18 protein-coding genes are annotated in these 19157 nt (G+C 31.3%); 15 read left to right on the forward strand and 3 right to left on the reverse strand.

Annotation, left to right across the window (positions count from 1 at the left end; genetic code table 11):
• Nucleotides 1-9 precede the first annotated feature (9 nt).
• The 5 genes from serC (at nt 10) to AB3G34_RS09560 (ending at nt 3688) form a co-directional block, all read left to right on the forward strand.
• Nucleotides 10-1080 (forward strand): 3-phosphoserine/phosphohydroxythreonine transaminase, encoded by a 1071-nt coding sequence (serC, locus tag AB3G34_RS09540; protein WP_367771205.1) that lies wholly within the window; start codon nt 10-12, stop codon nt 1078-1080.
• A gap of 109 nt (nt 1081-1189) precedes the next feature.
• The gene (locus tag AB3G34_RS09545; RefSeq protein WP_367754370.1) at nt 1190-2140 is read left to right on the forward strand and encodes a D-2-hydroxyacid dehydrogenase; all 951 of its coding nucleotides are present in this window, start codon (nt 1190-1192) and stop codon (nt 2138-2140) included.
• Nucleotides 2141-2241: 101 nt separating this feature from the next.
• Entirely contained in the window at nt 2242-2805 is a 564-nt protein-coding gene (locus AB3G34_RS09550) for a hypothetical protein (protein WP_369752292.1), read from the forward strand.
• A gap of 113 nt (nt 2806-2918) precedes the next feature.
• Nucleotides 2919-3353, forward strand: a complete 435-nt coding sequence (locus AB3G34_RS09555; protein ID WP_369752293.1) for a DUF6146 family protein — start codon at nt 2919-2921, stop codon at nt 3351-3353.
• 32 nt (nt 3354-3385) lie between these two features.
• Nucleotides 3386-3688, forward strand: a complete 303-nt coding sequence (locus AB3G34_RS09560) for a DUF6787 family protein (protein ID WP_367754376.1) — start codon at nt 3386-3388, stop codon at nt 3686-3688.
• 1 nt (nt 3689) lies between these two features.
• On the opposite strand, the gene AB3G34_RS09565 is transcribed toward AB3G34_RS09560, so the two are convergent.
• Both AB3G34_RS09565 and msrA read right to left on the reverse strand, forming a co-directional pair.
• Entirely contained in the window at nt 3690-3977 is a 288-nt protein-coding gene (locus AB3G34_RS09565) for a hypothetical protein (protein ID WP_369752294.1), read from the reverse strand.
• Nucleotides 3978-4025: 48 nt separating this feature from the next.
• Nucleotides 4026-4571 (reverse strand): peptide-methionine (S)-S-oxide reductase MsrA, encoded by a 546-nt coding sequence (gene msrA, locus AB3G34_RS09570; RefSeq protein ID WP_369752295.1) that lies wholly within the window; start codon nt 4569-4571, stop codon nt 4026-4028.
• Nucleotides 4572-4728: 157 nt separating this feature from the next.
• On the opposite strand from msrA, the gene AB3G34_RS09575 reads away from it, so the two are divergent.
• The 8 genes from AB3G34_RS09575 to AB3G34_RS09610 all read left to right on the forward strand — a co-directional run bounded on the left by AB3G34_RS09575 (nt 4729) and on the right by AB3G34_RS09610 (nt 14586).
• Nucleotides 4729-5391 carry an ABC transporter ATP-binding protein gene (locus AB3G34_RS09575; RefSeq protein ID WP_367754382.1) on the forward strand — a complete coding sequence of 221 codons (663 nt, stop codon included), beginning with the start codon at nt 4729-4731 and terminating at the stop codon, nt 5389-5391.
• A 59-nt stretch (nt 5392-5450) separates the two neighbouring features.
• Entirely contained in the window at nt 5451-6215 is a 765-nt protein-coding gene (locus tag AB3G34_RS09580; RefSeq protein ID WP_367771220.1) for a TIGR02757 family protein, read from the forward strand.
• Nucleotides 6216-6512: 297 nt separating this feature from the next.
• Complete coding sequence (locus AB3G34_RS09585) at nt 6513-6881, forward strand: response regulator transcription factor (protein ID WP_367771223.1); 369 nt, start codon at nt 6513-6515, stop codon at nt 6879-6881.
• 21 nt (nt 6882-6902) lie between these two features.
• Entirely contained in the window at nt 6903-8012 is a 1110-nt protein-coding gene (locus AB3G34_RS09590) for a HEAT repeat domain-containing protein (RefSeq protein ID WP_369752296.1), read from the forward strand.
• A 21-nt stretch (nt 8013-8033) separates the two neighbouring features.
• Nucleotides 8034-9443: a glycosyltransferase gene (locus AB3G34_RS09595; protein WP_367754390.1), complete on the forward strand. Its 1410-nt coding sequence runs from the start codon at nt 8034-8036 to the stop codon at nt 9441-9443.
• A gap of 29 nt (nt 9444-9472) precedes the next feature.
• Complete coding sequence (locus tag AB3G34_RS09600) at nt 9473-11902, forward strand: sulfatase-like hydrolase/transferase (RefSeq protein ID WP_369752297.1); 2430 nt, start codon at nt 9473-9475, stop codon at nt 11900-11902.
• Nucleotides 11899-13164 (forward strand): YaiO family outer membrane beta-barrel protein, encoded by a 1266-nt coding sequence (locus AB3G34_RS09605; protein WP_367771235.1) that lies wholly within the window; start codon nt 11899-11901, stop codon nt 13162-13164. Before AB3G34_RS09600 ends, AB3G34_RS09605 begins: the two co-directional genes overlap by 4 nt.
• Before the next feature lie 69 nt (nt 13165-13233).
• Nucleotides 13234-14586, forward strand: a complete 1353-nt coding sequence (locus AB3G34_RS09610; protein WP_369752298.1) for a DEAD/DEAH box helicase — start codon at nt 13234-13236, stop codon at nt 14584-14586.
• A 59-nt stretch (nt 14587-14645) separates the two neighbouring features.
• Here the strand turns inward: AB3G34_RS09610 and AB3G34_RS09615 are convergent, their stop codons facing one another.
• Entirely contained in the window at nt 14646-15758 is a 1113-nt protein-coding gene (locus tag AB3G34_RS09615) for a lactonase family protein (protein ID WP_369752300.1), read from the reverse strand.
• Between the two features lie 170 nt (nt 15759-15928).
• Between AB3G34_RS09615 and AB3G34_RS09620 the strand changes: the two genes are divergently transcribed.
• Nucleotides 15929-17857, forward strand: a complete 1929-nt coding sequence (locus AB3G34_RS09620) for a BatA domain-containing protein (RefSeq protein ID WP_367771243.1) — start codon at nt 15929-15931, stop codon at nt 17855-17857.
• A gap of 45 nt (nt 17858-17902) precedes the next feature.
• Nucleotides 17903-19156: a dihydroorotase family protein gene (locus AB3G34_RS09625; protein WP_367771246.1), complete on the forward strand. Its 1254-nt coding sequence runs from the start codon at nt 17903-17905 to the stop codon at nt 19154-19156.
• Nucleotide 19157 lies beyond the last annotated feature (1 nt).

The raw sequence follows: 19157 nt of genomic DNA on the forward strand, positions 1-19157 counted from the left end.
AACTACATCATGAAAAAACACAACTACAGCGCAGGACCTTGTATTTTACCACAAGAAGTTTTTGATAAATCAGCACAAGCTATTTTAAATTTTAATGAATCCGGGTTATCTATATTAGAAATTTCGCATAGAAGCAAAGATTTTGTTGCGATTATGGATGAAGCTAGAGCATTGGCACTAGAATTATTAGGATTAGAAGGCAAAGGATATCAAGCACTTTTCCTTGCTGGCGGAGCAAGTCTAGAATTTTTAATGGTACCTTATAACTTAATGAAAGAAGGCGGTAAAGCGGCTTATCTTGATTCAGGAACATGGGCTAGCGGAGCAATAAAAGAAGCGAAATTTTTTGGAGAAACGGTTGTTGTTGCCTCTTCAAAAGAAGAAAATTACAATAATATCCCAAAAGGATACAGTGTACCTGCTGATGCAGATTATTTTCACTGTACAAGTAATAACACCATTTTTGGTACGCAAATAAAAGATTTTCCATCGTTAGACATGCCAATTGTTTGCGATATGAGTTCTGATATTTTTTCTAGAGTTTTGGATTTTTCTAAATTTGATATCATCTATGCAGGAGCACAAAAAAATATGGGGCCAGCAGGAACCACTCTTGTAATTGTAAAAGAAGAAATCCTAGGTAAATCAGGTAGAACTATCCCAAGTATATTGGATTACGAAAAACATATTAAAGCAGAAAGTATGTATAATACTCCTCCTGTTTTTCCTGTATATGCATCACTGTTGACTTTACAATGGTTAAAAAATCTAGGTGGTATTGCTGCTGTTGAAAAACTAAACAATGCAAAAGCTGCTTTACTTTACACTGAAATTGACAGAAATCCATTGTTTAAAGGTGCTGCTGCAATTGAAGACCGTTCTAATATGAATGCAACTTTCTTATTAAACAATCCAGAGCATGCAGCAACTTTTGACACTATGTGGAAAGCAGCAGGAATTTCTGGAATACCTGGACATCGTTCTGTAGGTGGTTATAGAGCTTCTATGTACAATGCTTTGCCTATTGAAAGCGTTCAAGTTTTGGTAGATGTCATGCAAGCTTTAGAAAAAGCAATTTAAAAATTATAATTAGGGATTGATTTAAGGATTTCAAAAACTTTTTATAATCAATTACACCATTAAATAAACAGATTGAATTTTTAAATTTTCAATCTTAAAAAAAACAATAATGAAAGTATTAGCAAACGACGGAATTTCTAAAAGTGGAATTCTAGCTTTAGAAAAAGGTGGATTTGAAGTAATAACTACAAAAGTAGCACAAGAACAAGTGGCTAATTTTGTAAACGAAAACAACGTGAGCGTAGTTTTAGTTCGTAGCGCTACTAAAGTACGTAAAGATATAATTGACGCTTGTCCAGGTCTAAAAATAATTGGTCGTGGTGGTGTAGGTATGGATAATATTGATGTTGACTATGCAAAAAGCAAAGGGATTCATGTAATCAATACTCCGGCATCTTCATCTGAATCTGTGGCAGAATTAGTTTTTGCTCATTTGTTTTCTGGTGTTCGTTTTTTACATGATTCTAATAGAAACATGCCTCTTGAAGGAGATTCAAACTTTGATGGTTTGAAAAAAGCATATGCAAACGGAATTGAATTAAGAGGTAAAACATTAGGAATTGTTGGTATTGGTCGTATTGGTCAAGCTACTGCTAAAATGGCTCTTGGACTAGGTATGAAAGTGATTGCTGCGGATAGTTTTATCCCACAAGTTGACGTAAAAGTGGAATTCTTTGACGGACAATCAATCACTACTACCATAGTTTCTCAATCACTTGAATCTTTATTCAAAGAAGCTGATTTTATTACTTTACACGTTCCAGCTCAAGATGGTTACATCATCGGTGAAAAAGAACTAGCTATCATGAAAGATGGTGTAGGTATTGTAAACTGTGCTCGTGGTGGTGTTATTGATGAAGTTGCATTAGTAAAAGCATTAGACAGCGGAAAAGTATTGTTTGCTGGATTAGATGTTTTTGAAAATGAGCCAACTCCAGAAATGACAATTTTAATGAATGCTAAAATTTCTTTGACTCCACATATTGGAGCTGCAACTGGAGAAGCACAAGATAGAATTGGTACGGAATTAGCTTCACAAATCATTAGTTTGATTGGTTAATTAACTTAATTTTAGTTACATATATACAAGTGGGTTTGTTAATTTATTTTAACAAACCCACTTTTTTTGTAAATTGCAAAGCAAATCTAAAAAGTATAAAAATGTTTGAACAATTAACCCAATTAGCCCAACAATTTGGTGTAGATTCTGTGATAAATAATGCAGCAGTACCAAATGAAAAAAACGAAGCAGTACTAGGTGAAGCCAGTAATTCAGTACTAAGCGGATTACAAAAAGTAGTTTCCGAAGGAGGCATTGACCAATTAGCTGGATTATTTCAAGGTAACAATGCTACAAATAGTACTAACCCAGTAGTACAAAAACTAACACAAGAATTATCAGGTAACTTAGGTGAAAAATTTGGAATAAATGCCTCTGATGCCTCTGGAGTAGCTTCTAAATTAATTCCTCAAATTTTGGGTGCTTTAGTAAGTAAAGCAAAAGATCCAAATGATTCCAGCTTTGAAATATCCGATATTATTGGAGCCATCACAGGAGATGCTGGGAAAAACTCTGGAATTATGGATGCAATCTCTACCTATGGAGGACAATTTGGCTTAGACCAAAATGGAGATGGCAAAGTAGATATTAGTGACGCAATGGATGCTGTTACCAAAAAAGGTGGTGGAATTGGCGGGATGCTAGGTGGTTTATTTGGAAAATAATAAACAACATACTTATTTTTAAAAATCATTTGCTTATCGTAAATGATTTTTTTTTGTTAAAACACTCACAACCAACTAATTATTTTTGTAAATTTAATTTCAATATTTCAATCATGAAAAAAATTTTTTACATAGTAAGCGTTATTTTATTTTCCATTTTTAGTTGTAAAACAGCTAACACAGCTTTAGTAAAGTCTAATAAAACAATTCCTACTCAAAATGATACCATCCGAATTGCTAACGATGAATTAGAATATGAAGTAATAATTATTGACCCCGGTTTTAATACTTGGCTTGTTTCAAGAGCCTTTCCTCGAAATTATTATTCCCAATCGTATTTAGAAAGTAAAAATAGAATCTGGATCAGCGAATGGAATAACCGTGTTTTACAACCTTTTCGCTATAGTCCCAATTTATATGAAATGAGTATATCTTACGATCCCAATATTGACTATGGGTATGAAGTCAATTATTTAATTTATAATTATTTAGTTTATTTTCAAAATACCTATAAACAAAAACTTTTTGGATATGTTCCCTCAAGATAATCTTAGTATATTTGTAATCATTATAAATAAAAATGAAAGGATTGAAGAAACGTTGGGGAATAGAATCTAATTTTCAACTTACCATAATAATTATTGTTTTTGCAATTACGGGATCTGCTTCGGCTTGGTTATCTAAACCTTTTTGTTTATGGTTGGGAATTATAAAAGAAGATTTAGGTATGTGGTTTACTCCTATTCGCCTTTTACTGATTTTCCCAATTTATCAAGTCCTTTTAGTGTTGAATGGATTTATATTTGGACAGTTCAAATTCTTCTGGGCTTTTGAAAAAAAAATGCTAAAACGAATGGGATTACGTTTTCTATTTAAAGATTAATTCACTCTCTTTTTTTAATCCAATAATTATAAATCCAGGTCAAGGTAAAACTTGGAATAATATCGGTAAAGGGAATAATCTCTTCCAAAAAGGCGATCACACCCGCTACCTTTCCCACAGTTCCTTTATACATATGAGTCATTAAAAAACCTGCAATTGGCGCCCAAATAACATCAGAAAACTCCCCAATCATAGGCACCGTAAACGACAGCATACCTATTCCATCAAAGAGTATCCCAAGTATTAAATTCTTAGTTTTATTATTAGCTGCTAAAACTGGTGTATCCATATTCCATTACTTTAATAATTCGTTTCAAGAAAATTAATAATAGGTTTCTTATTTGAGTTTATCTTTAAAGACATTTTTTAGCTTTTCGATTTTAGGAGTGATTACATAAGAGCAATACCCCTGCAATTTATTCTGATTGTAGTAATCATTATGATATTCTTCTGCCTTATAAAACGTAGATACTGGTGAGATTTGCGTAACAATAGGAGCATCAAAAGTATTTTCTTCAGTCATTAACGAAATATAGGCTTTCGAAATCTCTTTTTGCATTTCGCTGTGATAAAATATTTCACTTCTATATTGCGTCCCAATATCATTCCCTTGACGGTTTAATGTTGTAGGATCATGAGTTGCAAAAAACACCTCTAATAATTCGCCAAAAGAAATCTCATTGGGATCAAAAGCAATTTCTATGGCTTCAGCATGTCCTGTATCTCCATTACAAATTTCAGCATAAGTAGGATTTAAAGTATGTCCTCCAATATACCCCGAACCAACGCTTTTCACTCCCTTTAATTCTAAAAACACTGCTTCAGTACACCAAAAGCAACCTCCAGCAAATGTGGCTTTCTCCATTGTATTTTGTAATTCCATTTTATAAATTCTTAATTTAAATTCTATTTATGACTATCCAAATTTAACCTATTTAATAGACTTCTTTCTTTTTCATTAACTAAAATTTATAGTTTGTGGGATTAAATTTATACCAATAATCATTAAAATCTTTGTTTCTTTGTACAAACTGGTTAAAATGATACAAGCAAAAAATTTACATAAATATTACGATGAACTTCATGTTTTAAAAGGAGTTGACTTACATATAAAAAAGGGAGAAATCGTATCTATTGTAGGGGCATCAGGAGCAGGTAAAACTACTCTTTTACAGATTTTAGGAACATTAGATAGACCTTCAACAGAAAATGAAATTGTTCTTCGTATCAATAATGAAGATATTTTGACCATGAAAGATAAAAATTTATCCAAATTTAGGAATCTAAATCTGGGCTTTATTTTTCAATTCCATCAGCTATTGCCTGAATTTACTGCCTTAGAAAATGTATGTATTCCTGCCTTTATAGCTAATAAACCGAAAAAAGAAACTGAGATTGAGGCCGAAAAATTATTAACTTATCTAGGTCTTTCTCATAGAATGAATCACAAACCCAATGAGCTTTCGGGTGGAGAACAACAACGAGTAGCAGTAGCAAGAGCGTTAATAAATAAACCAGCGGTCATTTTTGCAGATGAACCTTCGGGGAATCTTGATACAGCATCAGCAGAGAACTTACATCAGTTATTTTTTAAATTGCGTGATGAATTTGGACAAACATTTGTAATAGTCACACATAATGAAGATTTAGCCAATATGGCCGACAGAAAATTAATTATGATTGACGGTATGATTAGTAACTAAAACAGTTTAAAGTTCATTAAAAATGACGAAACATTTTAAACATTAAACTTTAAACAAAAATGAATCCATCTGAACTCAAATCATTTCTTGATGAGAAAGTGATACAATACAATACACTCGACTTTATCGATAGTGATCCCGTTCAGATCCCACATCTTTTTACCCAAAAAGAAGATATTGAAATTGCAGGCTTTTTAAGTGCCACAATTGCTTGGGGAAATCGTAAAATGATCATCAAAAACTCCCACAAGATGATGGATTTAATGGGGAATGCCCCCTACGATTTTATAATGTCCCATACTGAAACTAATCTAGAACAACTGGAATCATTTGTACACAGAACCTTCAACGGACAAGATTTTACATTCTTCATTAAAAGTTTAAAAAACATTTATCAAAACCATAATGGATTAGAATGCGTATTTACTAATAACCAAGATTTAGAAACTATGCAACTATCCATTTCAGAATTCAAAAAAATATTTTTTGAAATTCCACATCAATACCGAACACAAAAACATGTTTCGGATCCAATGAACAATTCAGCTGCAAAACGCATCAACATGTATTTAAGATGGATGGTACGCCAAGACAACAAAGGAGTTGACTTAGGAATATGGAAAAATATTTCAACCGCTTCCCTATCCTGTCCACTTGATGTTCATTCTGGAAATGTAGCTCGAAAGCTAGGTTTATTATCCAGAAAACAAAATGATGGAAAGGCACTTGCCGAACTAGATCTACAACTTCGAAGATTAGATTCTAATGACCCTGTAAAATATGATTTTGCCCTGTTTGGTCTAGGGGTTTTTGAAGGTTTTTAATTTATACACTAGTATATTTAAAATAACTAAACAAAAAGAATTTAAATATATCCCTCAAAGAGCTATTTTCTAAATTTTTAAATAAGATTTAACATTAAAAAAAGTAGTCTTTCACTTTCATATTCATAAATTAATGCCTTTAATCGATGTTTTTAGCCTTTAATCGATGTGCGGAACGAAGATTTATATTAAATTTGGTTTAATTAAATAAGAAAAGACTTTAAAAGAAGAAAATCTAGATTAAACAAAATAACACAACTGAATTTCAATTATAAAAAAATTAAAAAAAGTCAAACAATGAGTGAATCAAAAAAAATTCTTTTGGCAGAAGATAACTCAATCCTCTCATTATTACTCAAATTCAAATTAGAGAAAGAAGGGTATAAACTTTTCATGGCCATTAATGGAAAACAAGCAATTGAAATAATAGAAGAACACAGCCCTGATCTAATTCTTACTGATATAATGATGCCATTTGTAAGCGGATTAGAAGTAATAAGTCACGTAAGAAACAAATTAGAATACATAACGCCAATCATTGTGTTTTCATCAGCAGGTCAGGAAGAAATGGTTCTCAAAGCATTTAATTTAGGTGCAACTGATTTTATGAGTAAGCCATTCAGCCCAAATGAATTAAGTATAAGAATAAAAAGATTATTACGATAGAAAAAAATTGGTAAACAAAATATGGTAAATATATTTCAATATATTGTCGACTATCTAAAATATGCCCCTACAATTATTCAATTGTCTTGGGCTTTGAGTGCTGTATTTACATTTACAATAATTAGTTTAACATTCTATTTAAAACACTTAAGAAGTCGTCTAAGGACTAAAGAAAGAATCCAAAAAGTATATGAAAAAAAATATGAAGCTGATTTAATAGAATATTTATATTCGGGTAATGAAGAAGAGGAAGTGAGTCCTGAACAACAAAAAATTATTAATTATTTGAAAAAAAGTTCAGAAGATAGTTTAAAAAGAAAACTAATCATCTCGACCTTGTTGAAATTGAGAAGCGAAATTTCAGGTGAAACAGCTAATGACATCCAGAAACTATATTACCAAACAGGACTTATTAATTATTCCTCATCAAAACTGAAACATAAAAAATGGAATATAATTGCAAAAGCAATTAAAGAGCTTACCCAATTTGGAATTAAAGATGTGCATGACGACGTAATTCTTTTAATAAATCATCCAAAAAAAGAAGTGCGTAAAGAAATCCAAATGTATTTAGTAAAATTATTCCATTTTGAAGGACTTGATTTTCTAAATGTATTAAAAACTCCATTATCAGAGTGGGACCAAATTCAATTATTAGAAATTCTTCAAAATTTTGAAGACCAAAAAATACCAGATATAAATGAATGGTTAGAATCAAGTAATAGTACCGTTGTTCTTTTTGCTTTAAAACTAGCCAAAATTTACAATCAGTTTGAAGCCAAAGATGTAATTATAAAACTTCTGAATCATTCAGAAATGCAGGTTAGAATAGAAGCAATTGATGTACTTTCCAACATGGGAGTTATTGAAGCGGTCGCAATATTAAAAAATGATTTTGATCAACGTGATATAGAGGAACAGATTGCCTTCTTTAAAATGTTGGAAAGCATGTATGACACTAGCGATATTTCTTTCATTTCACAATTTATTAATCATGAAAACTTTTATATAAAAGTATCTGTAATGAAAATATTGAAAGTAATTAATGTTGATAATGAATCCAATACATTTAAAATAATTACTACAGATAAAGAATTTTCAGAAAGTATCAATTTAATTAAAGCCAGTTAATTATACTAAAAAACTACCCAAATGATAATAGATTTAATTCAATACCTATTTTTTGGTTTTGCACTTACTGCAATTCTATCCTATATCATATTAGCCGCAATTTCAGCAATTGAGACAATAGAATATATGAAAAAAAATAGCTTTGTTAATTATAAAGAAATATTATCATCCTCAATTTCTCCTTCCATTTCAATTATTGCACCTGCCTATAATGAAACTTTAAACATTGTAGAAAACGTACGCTCTTTATTATCAAACCATTATGTAAATTACGATGTAATCATAGTAAATGACGGAAGTAAAGATGATAGTCTTGAAAAACTTATTAAAGCGTATGACTTAGTTAAAGTAGACTACCTTATCAATAACCAAATCCCAACAAAACCGCTTAGAAAAGGAGTCTTTAAATCCACTAACCCTGCTTTTGAAAAATTGATTGTAGTTGATAAAGAAAATGGCGGAAAAGCAGATGCATTGAATACTGGATTAAACATTAGCCCCAATAAATATGTAGCATGTATTGATGTCGATTGTTTATTACTAGAGGAATCCTTACAAAAAATGATTAAACCCTTTCTAGAATCTACGGATGAAAAGGTAATTGCTGCGGGAGGAGTTATCCGAATTGCAAATTCATGCATCATAAAAGACGGTAAATTACTAGATGTGAACTTGCCTAAAAATTTAATAGTAAGAGGGCAAATTTTAGAATATCTAAGAGCTTTTTTATTAGGTAGAATGGCATGGAGTAAATTGAATGGTTTATTAGTTATTTCGGGCGCCTTTGGTTTATTTGATAAAAAAATAGCTATTGAGGTGGGAGGTTACGACACCAAAACTGTTGGAGAAGATATGGAAATCATTGTGAGAATGAGAAGACATATGGAAGAGCAAAAAATAAAATATAAAGTAGCCTATATTCCAGATCCACTTTGTTGGACTGAAGCGCCGGATAATTATAAAATCTTTATTTCACAAAGAAATAGATGGACCCGAGGAACCATTGAAACATTAAAAAAACATCGTAAAATTGGTTTTAACCGTAAATACAATGCATTAGGAACCATTAGCTATCCTTATTGGTTAATTTATGAAAGACTAGCTCCAGTAATTGAAATTATGGGTTTATTCTATTTTTTATTTCTTTTACTAAATCATAATGTAAAATGGGATTATGCAATAGCATTCATTGTACTATCTTATTTATTTACTGTATTCTTTTCGATTATTACTATCATTTCTGAAGAGCTTACTTATCACCAGTATAAGAAAAAAGGAATTGGTTTACAATTAATCAGCACAGCCTTTTTAGAGCCTTTCACAAATCATCCCTTTATTCTATATGCAGCAATTAAAGGTAATTTTGATTACTATTTTAACAAAAAAATAAAATGGGGAGAAATGACTAGAAAAGGAATGACAAATGATTAAATTACCTAAATAAATAGAGATAGTAAAATATGAAGATTAAGTCGTTTTTAAATAATTGTTTCCCTTATATTTATTTAACAATTTCATTGGTAATCGCTTTTTGGTTTATTACTGCATTTGAAATATATAATAAGGCAACTAACGGAATAAACATTACAAACACAACAACAACGTTGTTCTATAAATTACTCAATGATTTTGGAATAGCATTGTTGATTGGAGTATTCTTTTTTCCAGTATATATGCTCTTTTATTATGTTAGAAAACCATGGAGTGTTATTGTAATCAAAATCATTTTTTCTTTACTGATTATTGGTCAATTTGCATTGGTTAAATACAACCTTACCACGCTAGTAAATTTAGGTGCAGATATTTTAGGATATTCCTATAGTGACATGTACACTACTGTAACTGCATCCGAATCATTATCTTATTTATACTTTATTCCTTTTATTATTTTTCCACTTCTTTATTTAGGTATTAATAACCTATTGGTAAGCTATGGTAATCCAAAAATTATTTATATCATTTCAGGAATTTCAATACTTATCTTAGGAGGTTTAAAATTGGGGGTTTCTGAAGCTTCTGATTCTACTTATCAAAATAAACTTTCTTTTTTTGTAAGTGATATCTATCGTTTTCAAACAGATAAAAATGCATTTAATGCTGATAACTTATTTTATAAAAAAGAATACCCCTTAGTTCAACCGTTTGAATCGTCTCCAGATGTTTTAGCTCCTTTTTTTGAGATTCACGAGGAAAAACCAAATATTGTAATGATCATAGTTGAAGGACTAGGTGATGAATTTATTGGTAAAAATGCTTATCGAGGTTTTACTCCTTATTTAGATTCCTTAATTCCAAAATCGCTTTATTGGGAAAATTTCGTCAGTAATGCAGGAAGAACTTTTGGCGCCTTACCTTCAATATTAGGGTCTCTGCCGTATGGCGAAAAAGGATTTTTAGAAATGAACCCGTTGCCTTCTAATATTTCTCTCGTCAGTATTTTAAAAGCAAATGAATACACTACCTCATTTTATTGTGGTGATGAATCCAGTTTTGACAGAAAAATAAATTTTTTAGAATACAACGGAATCGAGAATGTCATTGATATAAATAAATTTGGTCCAGGTTATGTTAAAACCAAAGAAAATTCTGGTGGTTTTTCATGGGGGTATCCTGATGGCGAAATATTCAAAAAAACATTATCTGAATTAGATTCTAAAAAACTCCCAAGGCTGGATGTGATCATGACACTAACCAATCATGAACCGTTTGATTTTCCAGCTAAAAAAGAATATTTAAAAAAAGTAGATGATATAATCAATACAAATAAAACACTTGAATTAACAAAATCGGAGGTTAACACCTATAAAGATATATTTGCATGTTTATTATATACTGATAATTCTATTAAAAATTTCATTGAATCTTATTCCAAAAGACCTGAGTTTAAGAATACCATTTTTGTAATTACAGGTGATCACCGATTAATCCCAATAGCTCAAAAAGACAAACTATGTCGCTTTCACGTGCCATTGTATATCTATAGTCCGTTATTGAAAAAACCACAAACATTTAAATCTGTTTCATCACACTGGGATATAACACCCAGTTTAGTTTCATTTTTAATGAATAATTACAAAATGAATAAAATGGAGAAAACAGCTTGGATGAGTACAGGCTTAGATACGGTAAGAAAATTCAGAAACATTCACACTATTCCTATAATGCAAAATAAAGGAAGTATAAATGAAATGATTTATAAAGACTATTTACTTTCAAATGGTGACTTATTCAAAATCAATGAAAATTTTGACATTGCAAAAGTAAACGACGCCACAATGCTGAAAGCAATAACTGACACTTTGAATGCCGCAAAAAAACTTAATGCATATCTAACTCAAAAAAACAAAATAATACCTAACTCAATTAATATATATACAAAACCTGCTTTTGAATTTTCGAAAACAGATCTTGCTACAATCAAAAAATTAACTAAAGGATTGACCTATGACGAAATATTCTTCCTTGCACGCGACTTTGCATTTAACAAAGAGCGCGATAAAGCCAGATTACTTTGTAATTACATATTAAATGAGTTTCCAAATTATGCAGACGTACGAACATTAAAAGGTAGAACTTTAGCATGGGATAAAAATTATGCAAAAGCAGAAACCGAATTTCTTGAAGTAATAAAAAGAACTCCCTATTACAATGACAGCTACCTTGCTTTAATGGATATGTATTGGTGGTCAAATCAAAACGAAAAAGGAATCGTTACTGGAAAAAAAGGACTAAAAAACAAAGTGGAAACACCAGAACTAGGTGTGAAATTAGCGCAAGCCTATTTCCGAACAAATAACTCGCTAATAGCAAATAAAATTATTGACAGTGTTATAAAAAAGCACCCAAAAGAAACAGAATTATTTAAAATTAAAAAATCCTTTGTAAAATGATTACAAAAAAAATAGCCAAACTAACATTTGTACTTTGTTTTACAATGATTTTTCAAATGTATGGGCAAGAAGAGAAATACAATGGCAATCCAGATACTTCTTTTGAAACTGCTCGTAATATGGCTTTCAATAAGCAACGCAAGCAGGCACAAGATACTTTGTCCCATATTTTAACTAAATATCCAGATTATCATGATATTCGTTCTTTCTTAGCCACAACCTATTCTTGGGATGGTGATTATAAAAAAGCGAGAAAGGAATTTGCCTATGTTTTAGAGAAAGATCCACAAAATAAAAGTACATGGATTGCTGCAATTAAAAATGAAATATGGGGAGACAAACCCTATACTGCTTTAGAAATGACAACCGAAGCATTGAAAAACTTCCCTGATGATGCCGAAATATTATACCTAAAAGCGAGTGCCGAAGAAAAAACAAATAAACCATTAGAAGCATTAAATACTTTAGAATCACTATTAAACAAGAATCCTGAAGATCCAAAAGCAAAAGAGTACAAAGCCAGTTTAAGCACAACCCTAAGAAAAAATACAATTGGAATCAAAGCTGAAGTCGATATCTATTCGGAAGTTTTTGATCCGATGCAGTATTATACTTTAAATTACAGTCGCCAAACTAAGTACGGTAGTATTATAGGAAAACTAAATTTCAATAGAAGATTCAATGAAAACGGAACTCAAATTGAATTTGATCTATATCCAAAAATTACCAAAGGATTATATGCTTATTTAAATATAGGTTTTGCAAATACGTTTCTTTTTCCTGATTTACGATATGGAGCCGAATTGTATAAATCATTGCCAAAAAGTCTTGAAGTTTCTCTTGGATTCCGCTCTTTAAAATATACAACTACCACTAACATTTATACGGGCTCCGTAGGTTGGTATACTGGGAATAGTTATTTGTCTTTTCGCCCGTATTTTACTCCGGGTGATAATGGAACCAGTACATCAGGGACTTTTACGTATCGAAAATACCGTTCTGATGCTGACAATTACCTCGGCTTCTCTTTTGGAATGGGATTTTCCCCAGAAATAAATCAATTTAATTTTAGTGGAAATGAAACAGCTATTGTAGATCTTAAATCTCAAAAATTAAATTTAAGCTATAATTTTACTTCTAAAAACAAACAAAATGCTTGGGGAACTCAGTTTGGTGTCGCACATCAAGAAATTAGTTTTGATCAAGGAAATTATTTCTGGATCTATTCACTAGCAGTTTCATGGGATTTAAGGTTTAGATAAAACAGCCGATTTTGCACAATTAGCATCTTTACACTCAAAAAACGTATCTTTGCACAAAATATACGTTTTATGACCACTTTCGAGCAATTAAATCTACCCAAATCAGTCCAAAAAGCAATAGACGATTTAGGTTTTACATCCCCAACTCCTATTCAGGAAAAAACTTTTTCTGTGATAATGTCAGGTCGTGATATGATGGGAATTGCCCAAACAGGAACTGGTAAGACTTTTGCCTATTTATTACCCTTATTAAAATTATATAAATTTATTCCAGGACATACTCCAAAAATAGTAATCCTTGTCCCTACTCGTGAACTTGTAGTTCAAGTGGCAGAAGAAGTAGAAAAATTGACCAAATACATGTCAGTTCGTACTATTGGTATTTTTGGTGGTGTAAATATCAATACCCAAAAAACAGCTATTTATCAAGGTTGCGACATTCTAGTAGGAACTCCAGGAAGAATCATGGATTTAACGCTAGATAATGTAATTCGTTTTGAAGAAATGCAAAAGCTGGTTATTGATGAGTTCGATGAAATGCTGAATTTAGGTTTCCGTACTCAATTGACAGCTATTTTGGCTATGATGCCAAAAAAACGCCAAAACATTCTCTTTTCAGCGACTATGACGGATGAAGTAGATGCTATTTTGAATGATTATTTTGATTATCCTGAAGAAGTTACGCTTTCTGCATCAGGAACTCCATTAGAAAACATTACACAAATAACGTATAATGCACCTAACTTTAACACCAAAATAAATCTATTAAAACACTTGTTACAAGAAAATGAAGACATGAGTCGTGTGCTAGTTTTCGTGAACAACAAGAAAATATCCGATATGGTCCATGAACGTATCGAAGAAGATTTTGAAGGGCAATTTGGAGTAATCCACTCTAATAAATCTCAAAATTACCGTTTGAGTACCATGGCTTCTTTCCAAGAAGGAAATCTTCGTGGTCTTATTACGACAGACATTATGGCGAGAGGATTGGACATTTCGAATATTACACACGTAATTAACTTCGAGATGCCAGAGATGCCAGAATTATACATGCATAGAATTGGTAGAACAGGTCGTGCTGATAAAACAGGTATTGCAATTAGTTTTGTTGCACCTCGTGAAGAAGAATTTAAAGTGGAGGTTGAGGTGTTAATGAATATGGAATTAAATGCTGAGGAATTTCCTGAAACAGTTGAAGTTTCATCTAAATTAATTGAACCTGAAAAAGACAGACAGCCGATTAAGTTTTTGATGAAAAAGAAAAAACTAGAAGGTGATGGTGCATTTCAAGAGAAAAGTAAAAAGAACAAGAAAGTCAATTTAGGTGGACCGGGGGTAACCAAGAAAAAAACACATGGATCTGTCAATCGAAATATGCTTAAAACAAGAGATAAAAAACGAAAAGACAAAAACAAATAGCATAAAAAAAGGCTTAAAAATGAATTTCATTTTTAAGCCTTTTTAATTTAAAACCCTCTCTAATTTTCAGTAAACACTAAACAAACTGGAGAACATAATTCAATTCTTTTTCCTGTATCTGTTAATGCACCAGTTAGTTGATCTCTTTTAAAAATAACAACATTGTTCGTGTATTGGTGGCCTACCAAAAGATAATTTCCTGTAGGATCAATAACAAAATTTCTTGGCCCTTTACCCAAAGTACTCGTTTGTCCTTTTGATTGTAATTTCCCGTTTTTACTAATTTCAAATATCGAAATATCATTTGCTTCCCCTCTATTTGAAGCATATAAAAATTTCCCGTCAGGTGAAATATGAATATCTGCAGAACCAAAAGTTCCTTTAAAACCTTTAGGTAAAATAGTAGTTTCTGCCACTTTTTTTAATTTTCCGTTTGAATATTTAAAAGTTGTTAGGCTTCCGTCCAACTCTTGTACTAAATATACAAATTTACCGTCATTACTAAAGGTTAGATGTCTTGGCCCGCTTCCCGCTTTAACAGCTACACTATCGCATACTTTCAAGGCTCCCCCATTTGAATTGGAATCATATGCATAAGAATAAACTTTATCAAGACCTAAATCATTTGACAAAACAAACTTGTGATCAGGTGAAAAATGTACCATATGAACATGAGGCCCTTCTTGTCTTTTTGCATTTGGTCCTTGACCATAATGTTGAATTACTTGTTTAGCTTCGGCAAGACTTCCATCACTATTTTTTTGAAAAACCGAAATGTTCCCACCAGAATAATTAGCAACAATAACATTTTTATCGTCATTGATAATATAACAAGGATCAGCTCCTTTTGAACTTAGTCTATTAATTAAATCTAATTTACCACTAGATGGAATGTAACTATAAGAACTAACCGTACTTTCTGGCCCATTTTCATTTACTGAATAAACATAATTATTATCCTTTGAAACGGTCAAATAACTTGGGTTTATACTGTTTTCAGCAACGTTTTTAAAACTAAAATCAGCTGTAGTGGTATCAAAATTATAAACATATATCCCCTTGCTTTCACAACTGGTAGTATACGTACCTATAAGTAAATTAAGCTTTTGACTTTGAGCTTGAAATGCCGTTAATATTGAAAATAAAAAAAGAATTAAAACCTTATTTTTCATAATTGTGTGTTTTTTAAGAAAGCTAAAATACATAATTAACCTTAATTGTTTAATGCTTTTAAAAATTATAACAACATCTATAAAAACTGTCTACAAATTTGTATTTTTGACTACTAATATCCATTTCACTTCAAAAGAAATAGAATCCAATGAAGTAAACTAAAAACCGAATGCAGTACAAACATCCCGAAATTTTATACTTTCTTTTCTTACTGATTGTACCAATTTTGGTTCATTTATTTCAATTAAGACGGTTCAAAAAAGAATACTTTACTAATGTTCAGTTCTTAAAAGCTTTATCTATACAAACTAGGAAAAGTTCTAAAATAAAAAAATGGTTGCTCCTTTGCTGTCGTTTACTTCTATTAGCTTCTATTATTATTGCATTTGCTCAGCCCTTTTTTTTAGCCAAAGACAATAAGAATGCTTCAAATGAATTGTATATCATTCTGGATAATTCCTTTAGCATGCAAGCCAAAGGAAAAAAAGGAGAACTCTTGAAACGCTCTGTACAGGAATTACTTGAAAACACACCCGAAAATACCCGTTTTTCTTTGCTCACCAATTCCGAAAGTTATTGGAATACTGATATTAAAGAAATTCAAAATACATTACAAAATCTTGAATATAGCGCTATTCCGTTTCAATTAGACAATTTAATTGCAAAAGTAAAATCACATAAGTCCATTTTCAAAAAAGACATTATCATCATTACTGATGCCGTAGGTATTGATAAAAAACAATTAAAAGGCATTAATGAAAATGAAAATCCGTATTTTATAATTCCAAAAGCAGAACAAAAAAATAACGTAGCAATCGACAGTGTTTATATCAGTGAAACATTAGAAAATTTCTATGAAATTGAAGTAAAACTATCGAGCTACGGACAAAGCGAAAAAGAAGTTCCAATAGCTATTTACAACCAAAACAAATTGGTTGCAAAAACGCTAGTCAATTTTGAAACGAAACAGAAAATAGTTCATTTTACTATTCCAAAACAAATTTTTCACGGTTATGTAAGTATTACTGATAATGGTTTGGGGTATGACAATGTTTTATATTTTAGTATTTCAAAAACTAAAAAAGTAAAAGCACTTAGTATTGGAGACCTTCAAAAAAACACTTTTCTAAGTCGGATTTTCACAAATGAGGAGTTTGATTTCAATGCAACTACAATTTCTTCATTGGATTACAATGAAATAGAGAAACAAGATGTTATCATTTTAAATGAACTAGATGAAATTCCTCAAGCATTACAAACCACATTAAAATCAGTGGTAGAAAAAGGAGCTAATTTAATCGTGATTCCGTCAGGAAAATCATCTTTGAGTAACATCAATCCTTTCCTGAATATTTTTGGAAAACTACAATTCAACTCTTTAGAAAATTTTGAAAAACGAATCACCAAAATTAATTTTGAACACCCTTTATTCAATGGTGTTTTTGAAAATAAAATTACCAATTTTCAATATCCAAAAACGAATAGTTCATTTGAAATTTCAGGAGTAAACTCTGGAGCGCTATATTATGAAGACCAGACTTCATTTTTGACTTCATTACCCAATACTAATTCGACTGTTTATATTTTTTCGGCCCCAATAAATACCGAAAATTCAAATTTCCAACAATCGCCGTTAATTGTCCCTACCTTTTATAAAATGGCAGTAAGTAATCATAACAACGGAATTATTGCATTAACTATTGGGAATGAAAATCCTTTTTTAGTAGATGTATTATTATCTAAAGACGCTGTTTTAACTGTGAAAAATAAAACGGAACAATTCATTCCCATTCAACAAATACTAAATAATAAAGTGAAATTAATTTTTAATGATTATCCCACACAAGCAGGGAATTTTGAAATTTACAACCAAAAAGAAGCGCTAGAAAACATTAGTTTTAACTACAATAGAAGCGAAAGCAACTTAGAAAATAGCAATGAAAATGCAGTAACAGACTATAAAACACTCGATTCAATTGCAACTGTTTTTGACACTTTACAAACAGAGCGAACAGACAATCAAATTTGGAAATGGTTTGCTATCTTTGCACTGTTATTTATGGCTGGCGAAATGGCAATCATACGATTCATGAAATAAAAAGCATATTTCATGTATTAAGAATTAAAAAAATAAAATCCACATATGAAACTTATCATCCGAGAAGCGAAAATTATCGACCCACAAAGTCCTTTTCATAACAAAAAAGCAGATATTTTAATTGTAGATGGTTTTATAAAAAAAATAGCAACTTCAATCCCAAATGAAGAAAATATCGAGGAAATAAAACGTGCTAATTTACATGTTTCCCAAGGCTGGTTTGACAGTAGCGTATCGCTAGGAGAACCTGGTTTTGAAGATAGAGAAACAATAGCAAATGGATTACATGTAGCGGCAAAAAGTGGTTTTACTGCAATTGCGTTACAACCCAACTCCTTCCCTATTATAGACAATCAATCCCAAATAAACTTTGTACAAAGTAAAGCTTTTGGAAGTGCAACTCAACTGTTTCCCATTGGTGCTTTAACAAAAGGAAGCGAAGGAAAAGATATGGCTGAATTGTATGATATGAAAAAAGTGGGGGCAGTCGCTTTTGGGGATTACAATAAAAGCCAAGACAATGCCAATCTACTAAAAATAGCCTTACAATACGTTCAAGATTTTGATGGATTAGTGATTGCTTTTCCACAAGATGAAAAAATAAAAGGAAATGGAGTGGCTAATGAAGGTATCGTATCCACAAGATTAGGCTTAAAAGGCATCCCAAATCTAGCGGAAGAATTACAAATTGCCCGCAATCTATTTTTGTTAGAATATACTGGAGGAAAATTACATATCCCCACAATTTCAACTGCAAAATCTGTGGAACTAATTAAAGATGCAAAAGCAAAAGGACTAAGCGTTAGCTGCAGTGCAGCAGTGCATCATTTGGTTTTAACAGATGAAAAACTAGAAGATTTTGACACACGACATAAAGTTACACCACCATTAAGAACAGAGCAGGATCGAAAAGCACTAATCGAAGGGATACTAGATGGTACAATTGACATGATTACATCCGACCACAACCCCATCGATATTGAGCATAAAAAAATGGAGTTTGATGCCGCCAAAAACGGAACTATTGGACTAGAAAGTGCCTTTGGTTCTTTAATGACCGTATTGCCTTTAGAAATAATAATAGATAAATTAACTGCCGGAAAAACTACTTTTGGCATCGAAAATTCTATCGTTACCGAAGGAGCCAAAGCCAACCTAAGCTTGTTTTCACCTGAAGAAAACAGCACATTTACAAAAGCATCTATTTTGTCAAAATCCAAAAATTCTGCTTTTCTAGGAGTAGAAATGCAAGGAACCGTGTACGGTATCGTAAATCAAGATCAATTAATTTTAGCATAAA

This window comes from Flavobacterium sp. WC2409 (genome assembly GCF_041200085.1).
In the GTDB taxonomy this organism is placed as follows: Bacteria; Bacteroidota; Bacteroidia; order Flavobacteriales; family Flavobacteriaceae; genus Flavobacterium.

Excerpts from the sequence above, each read along its gene's own strand:
- serC (WP_367771205.1), top strand. The coding sequence starts at position 10 with ATGAAAAAACACAACTACAGCGCAGGACCTTGTATTTTACCACAAGAA.
- AB3G34_RS09545 (WP_367754370.1), top strand. The coding sequence starts at position 1,190 with ATGAAAGTATTAGCAAACGACGGAATTTCTAAAAGTGGAATTCTAGCT.
- AB3G34_RS09550 (WP_369752292.1), top strand. The coding sequence starts at position 2,242 with ATGTTTGAACAATTAACCCAATTAGCCCAACAATTTGGTGTAGATTCT.
- AB3G34_RS09555 (WP_369752293.1), top strand. The coding sequence starts at position 2,919 with ATGAAAAAAATTTTTTACATAGTAAGCGTTATTTTATTTTCCATTTTT.
- AB3G34_RS09560 (WP_367754376.1), top strand. The coding sequence starts at position 3,386 with ATGAAAGGATTGAAGAAACGTTGGGGAATAGAATCTAATTTTCAACTT.
- AB3G34_RS09565 (WP_369752294.1), bottom strand. The coding sequence starts at position 3,977 with ATGGATACACCAGTTTTAGCAGCTAATAATAAAACTAAGAATTTAATA.
- msrA (WP_369752295.1), bottom strand. The coding sequence starts at position 4,571 with ATGGAATTACAAAATACAATGGAGAAAGCCACATTTGCTGGAGGTTGC.
- AB3G34_RS09575 (WP_367754382.1), top strand. The coding sequence starts at position 4,729 with ATGATACAAGCAAAAAATTTACATAAATATTACGATGAACTTCATGTT.
- AB3G34_RS09580 (WP_367771220.1), top strand. The coding sequence starts at position 5,451 with ATGAATCCATCTGAACTCAAATCATTTCTTGATGAGAAAGTGATACAA.
- AB3G34_RS09585 (WP_367771223.1), top strand. The coding sequence starts at position 6,513 with ATGAGTGAATCAAAAAAAATTCTTTTGGCAGAAGATAACTCAATCCTC.
- AB3G34_RS09590 (WP_369752296.1), top strand. The coding sequence starts at position 6,903 with ATGGTAAATATATTTCAATATATTGTCGACTATCTAAAATATGCCCCT.
- AB3G34_RS09595 (WP_367754390.1), top strand. The coding sequence starts at position 8,034 with ATGATAATAGATTTAATTCAATACCTATTTTTTGGTTTTGCACTTACT.
- AB3G34_RS09600 (WP_369752297.1), top strand. The coding sequence starts at position 9,473 with ATGAAGATTAAGTCGTTTTTAAATAATTGTTTCCCTTATATTTATTTA.
- AB3G34_RS09605 (WP_367771235.1), top strand. The coding sequence starts at position 11,899 with ATGATTACAAAAAAAATAGCCAAACTAACATTTGTACTTTGTTTTACA.
- AB3G34_RS09610 (WP_369752298.1), top strand. The coding sequence starts at position 13,234 with ATGACCACTTTCGAGCAATTAAATCTACCCAAATCAGTCCAAAAAGCA.
- AB3G34_RS09615 (WP_369752300.1), bottom strand. The coding sequence starts at position 15,758 with ATGAAAAATAAGGTTTTAATTCTTTTTTTATTTTCAATATTAACGGCA.
- AB3G34_RS09620 (WP_367771243.1), top strand. The coding sequence starts at position 15,929 with ATGCAGTACAAACATCCCGAAATTTTATACTTTCTTTTCTTACTGATT.
- AB3G34_RS09625 (WP_367771246.1), top strand. The coding sequence starts at position 17,903 with ATGAAACTTATCATCCGAGAAGCGAAAATTATCGACCCACAAAGTCCT.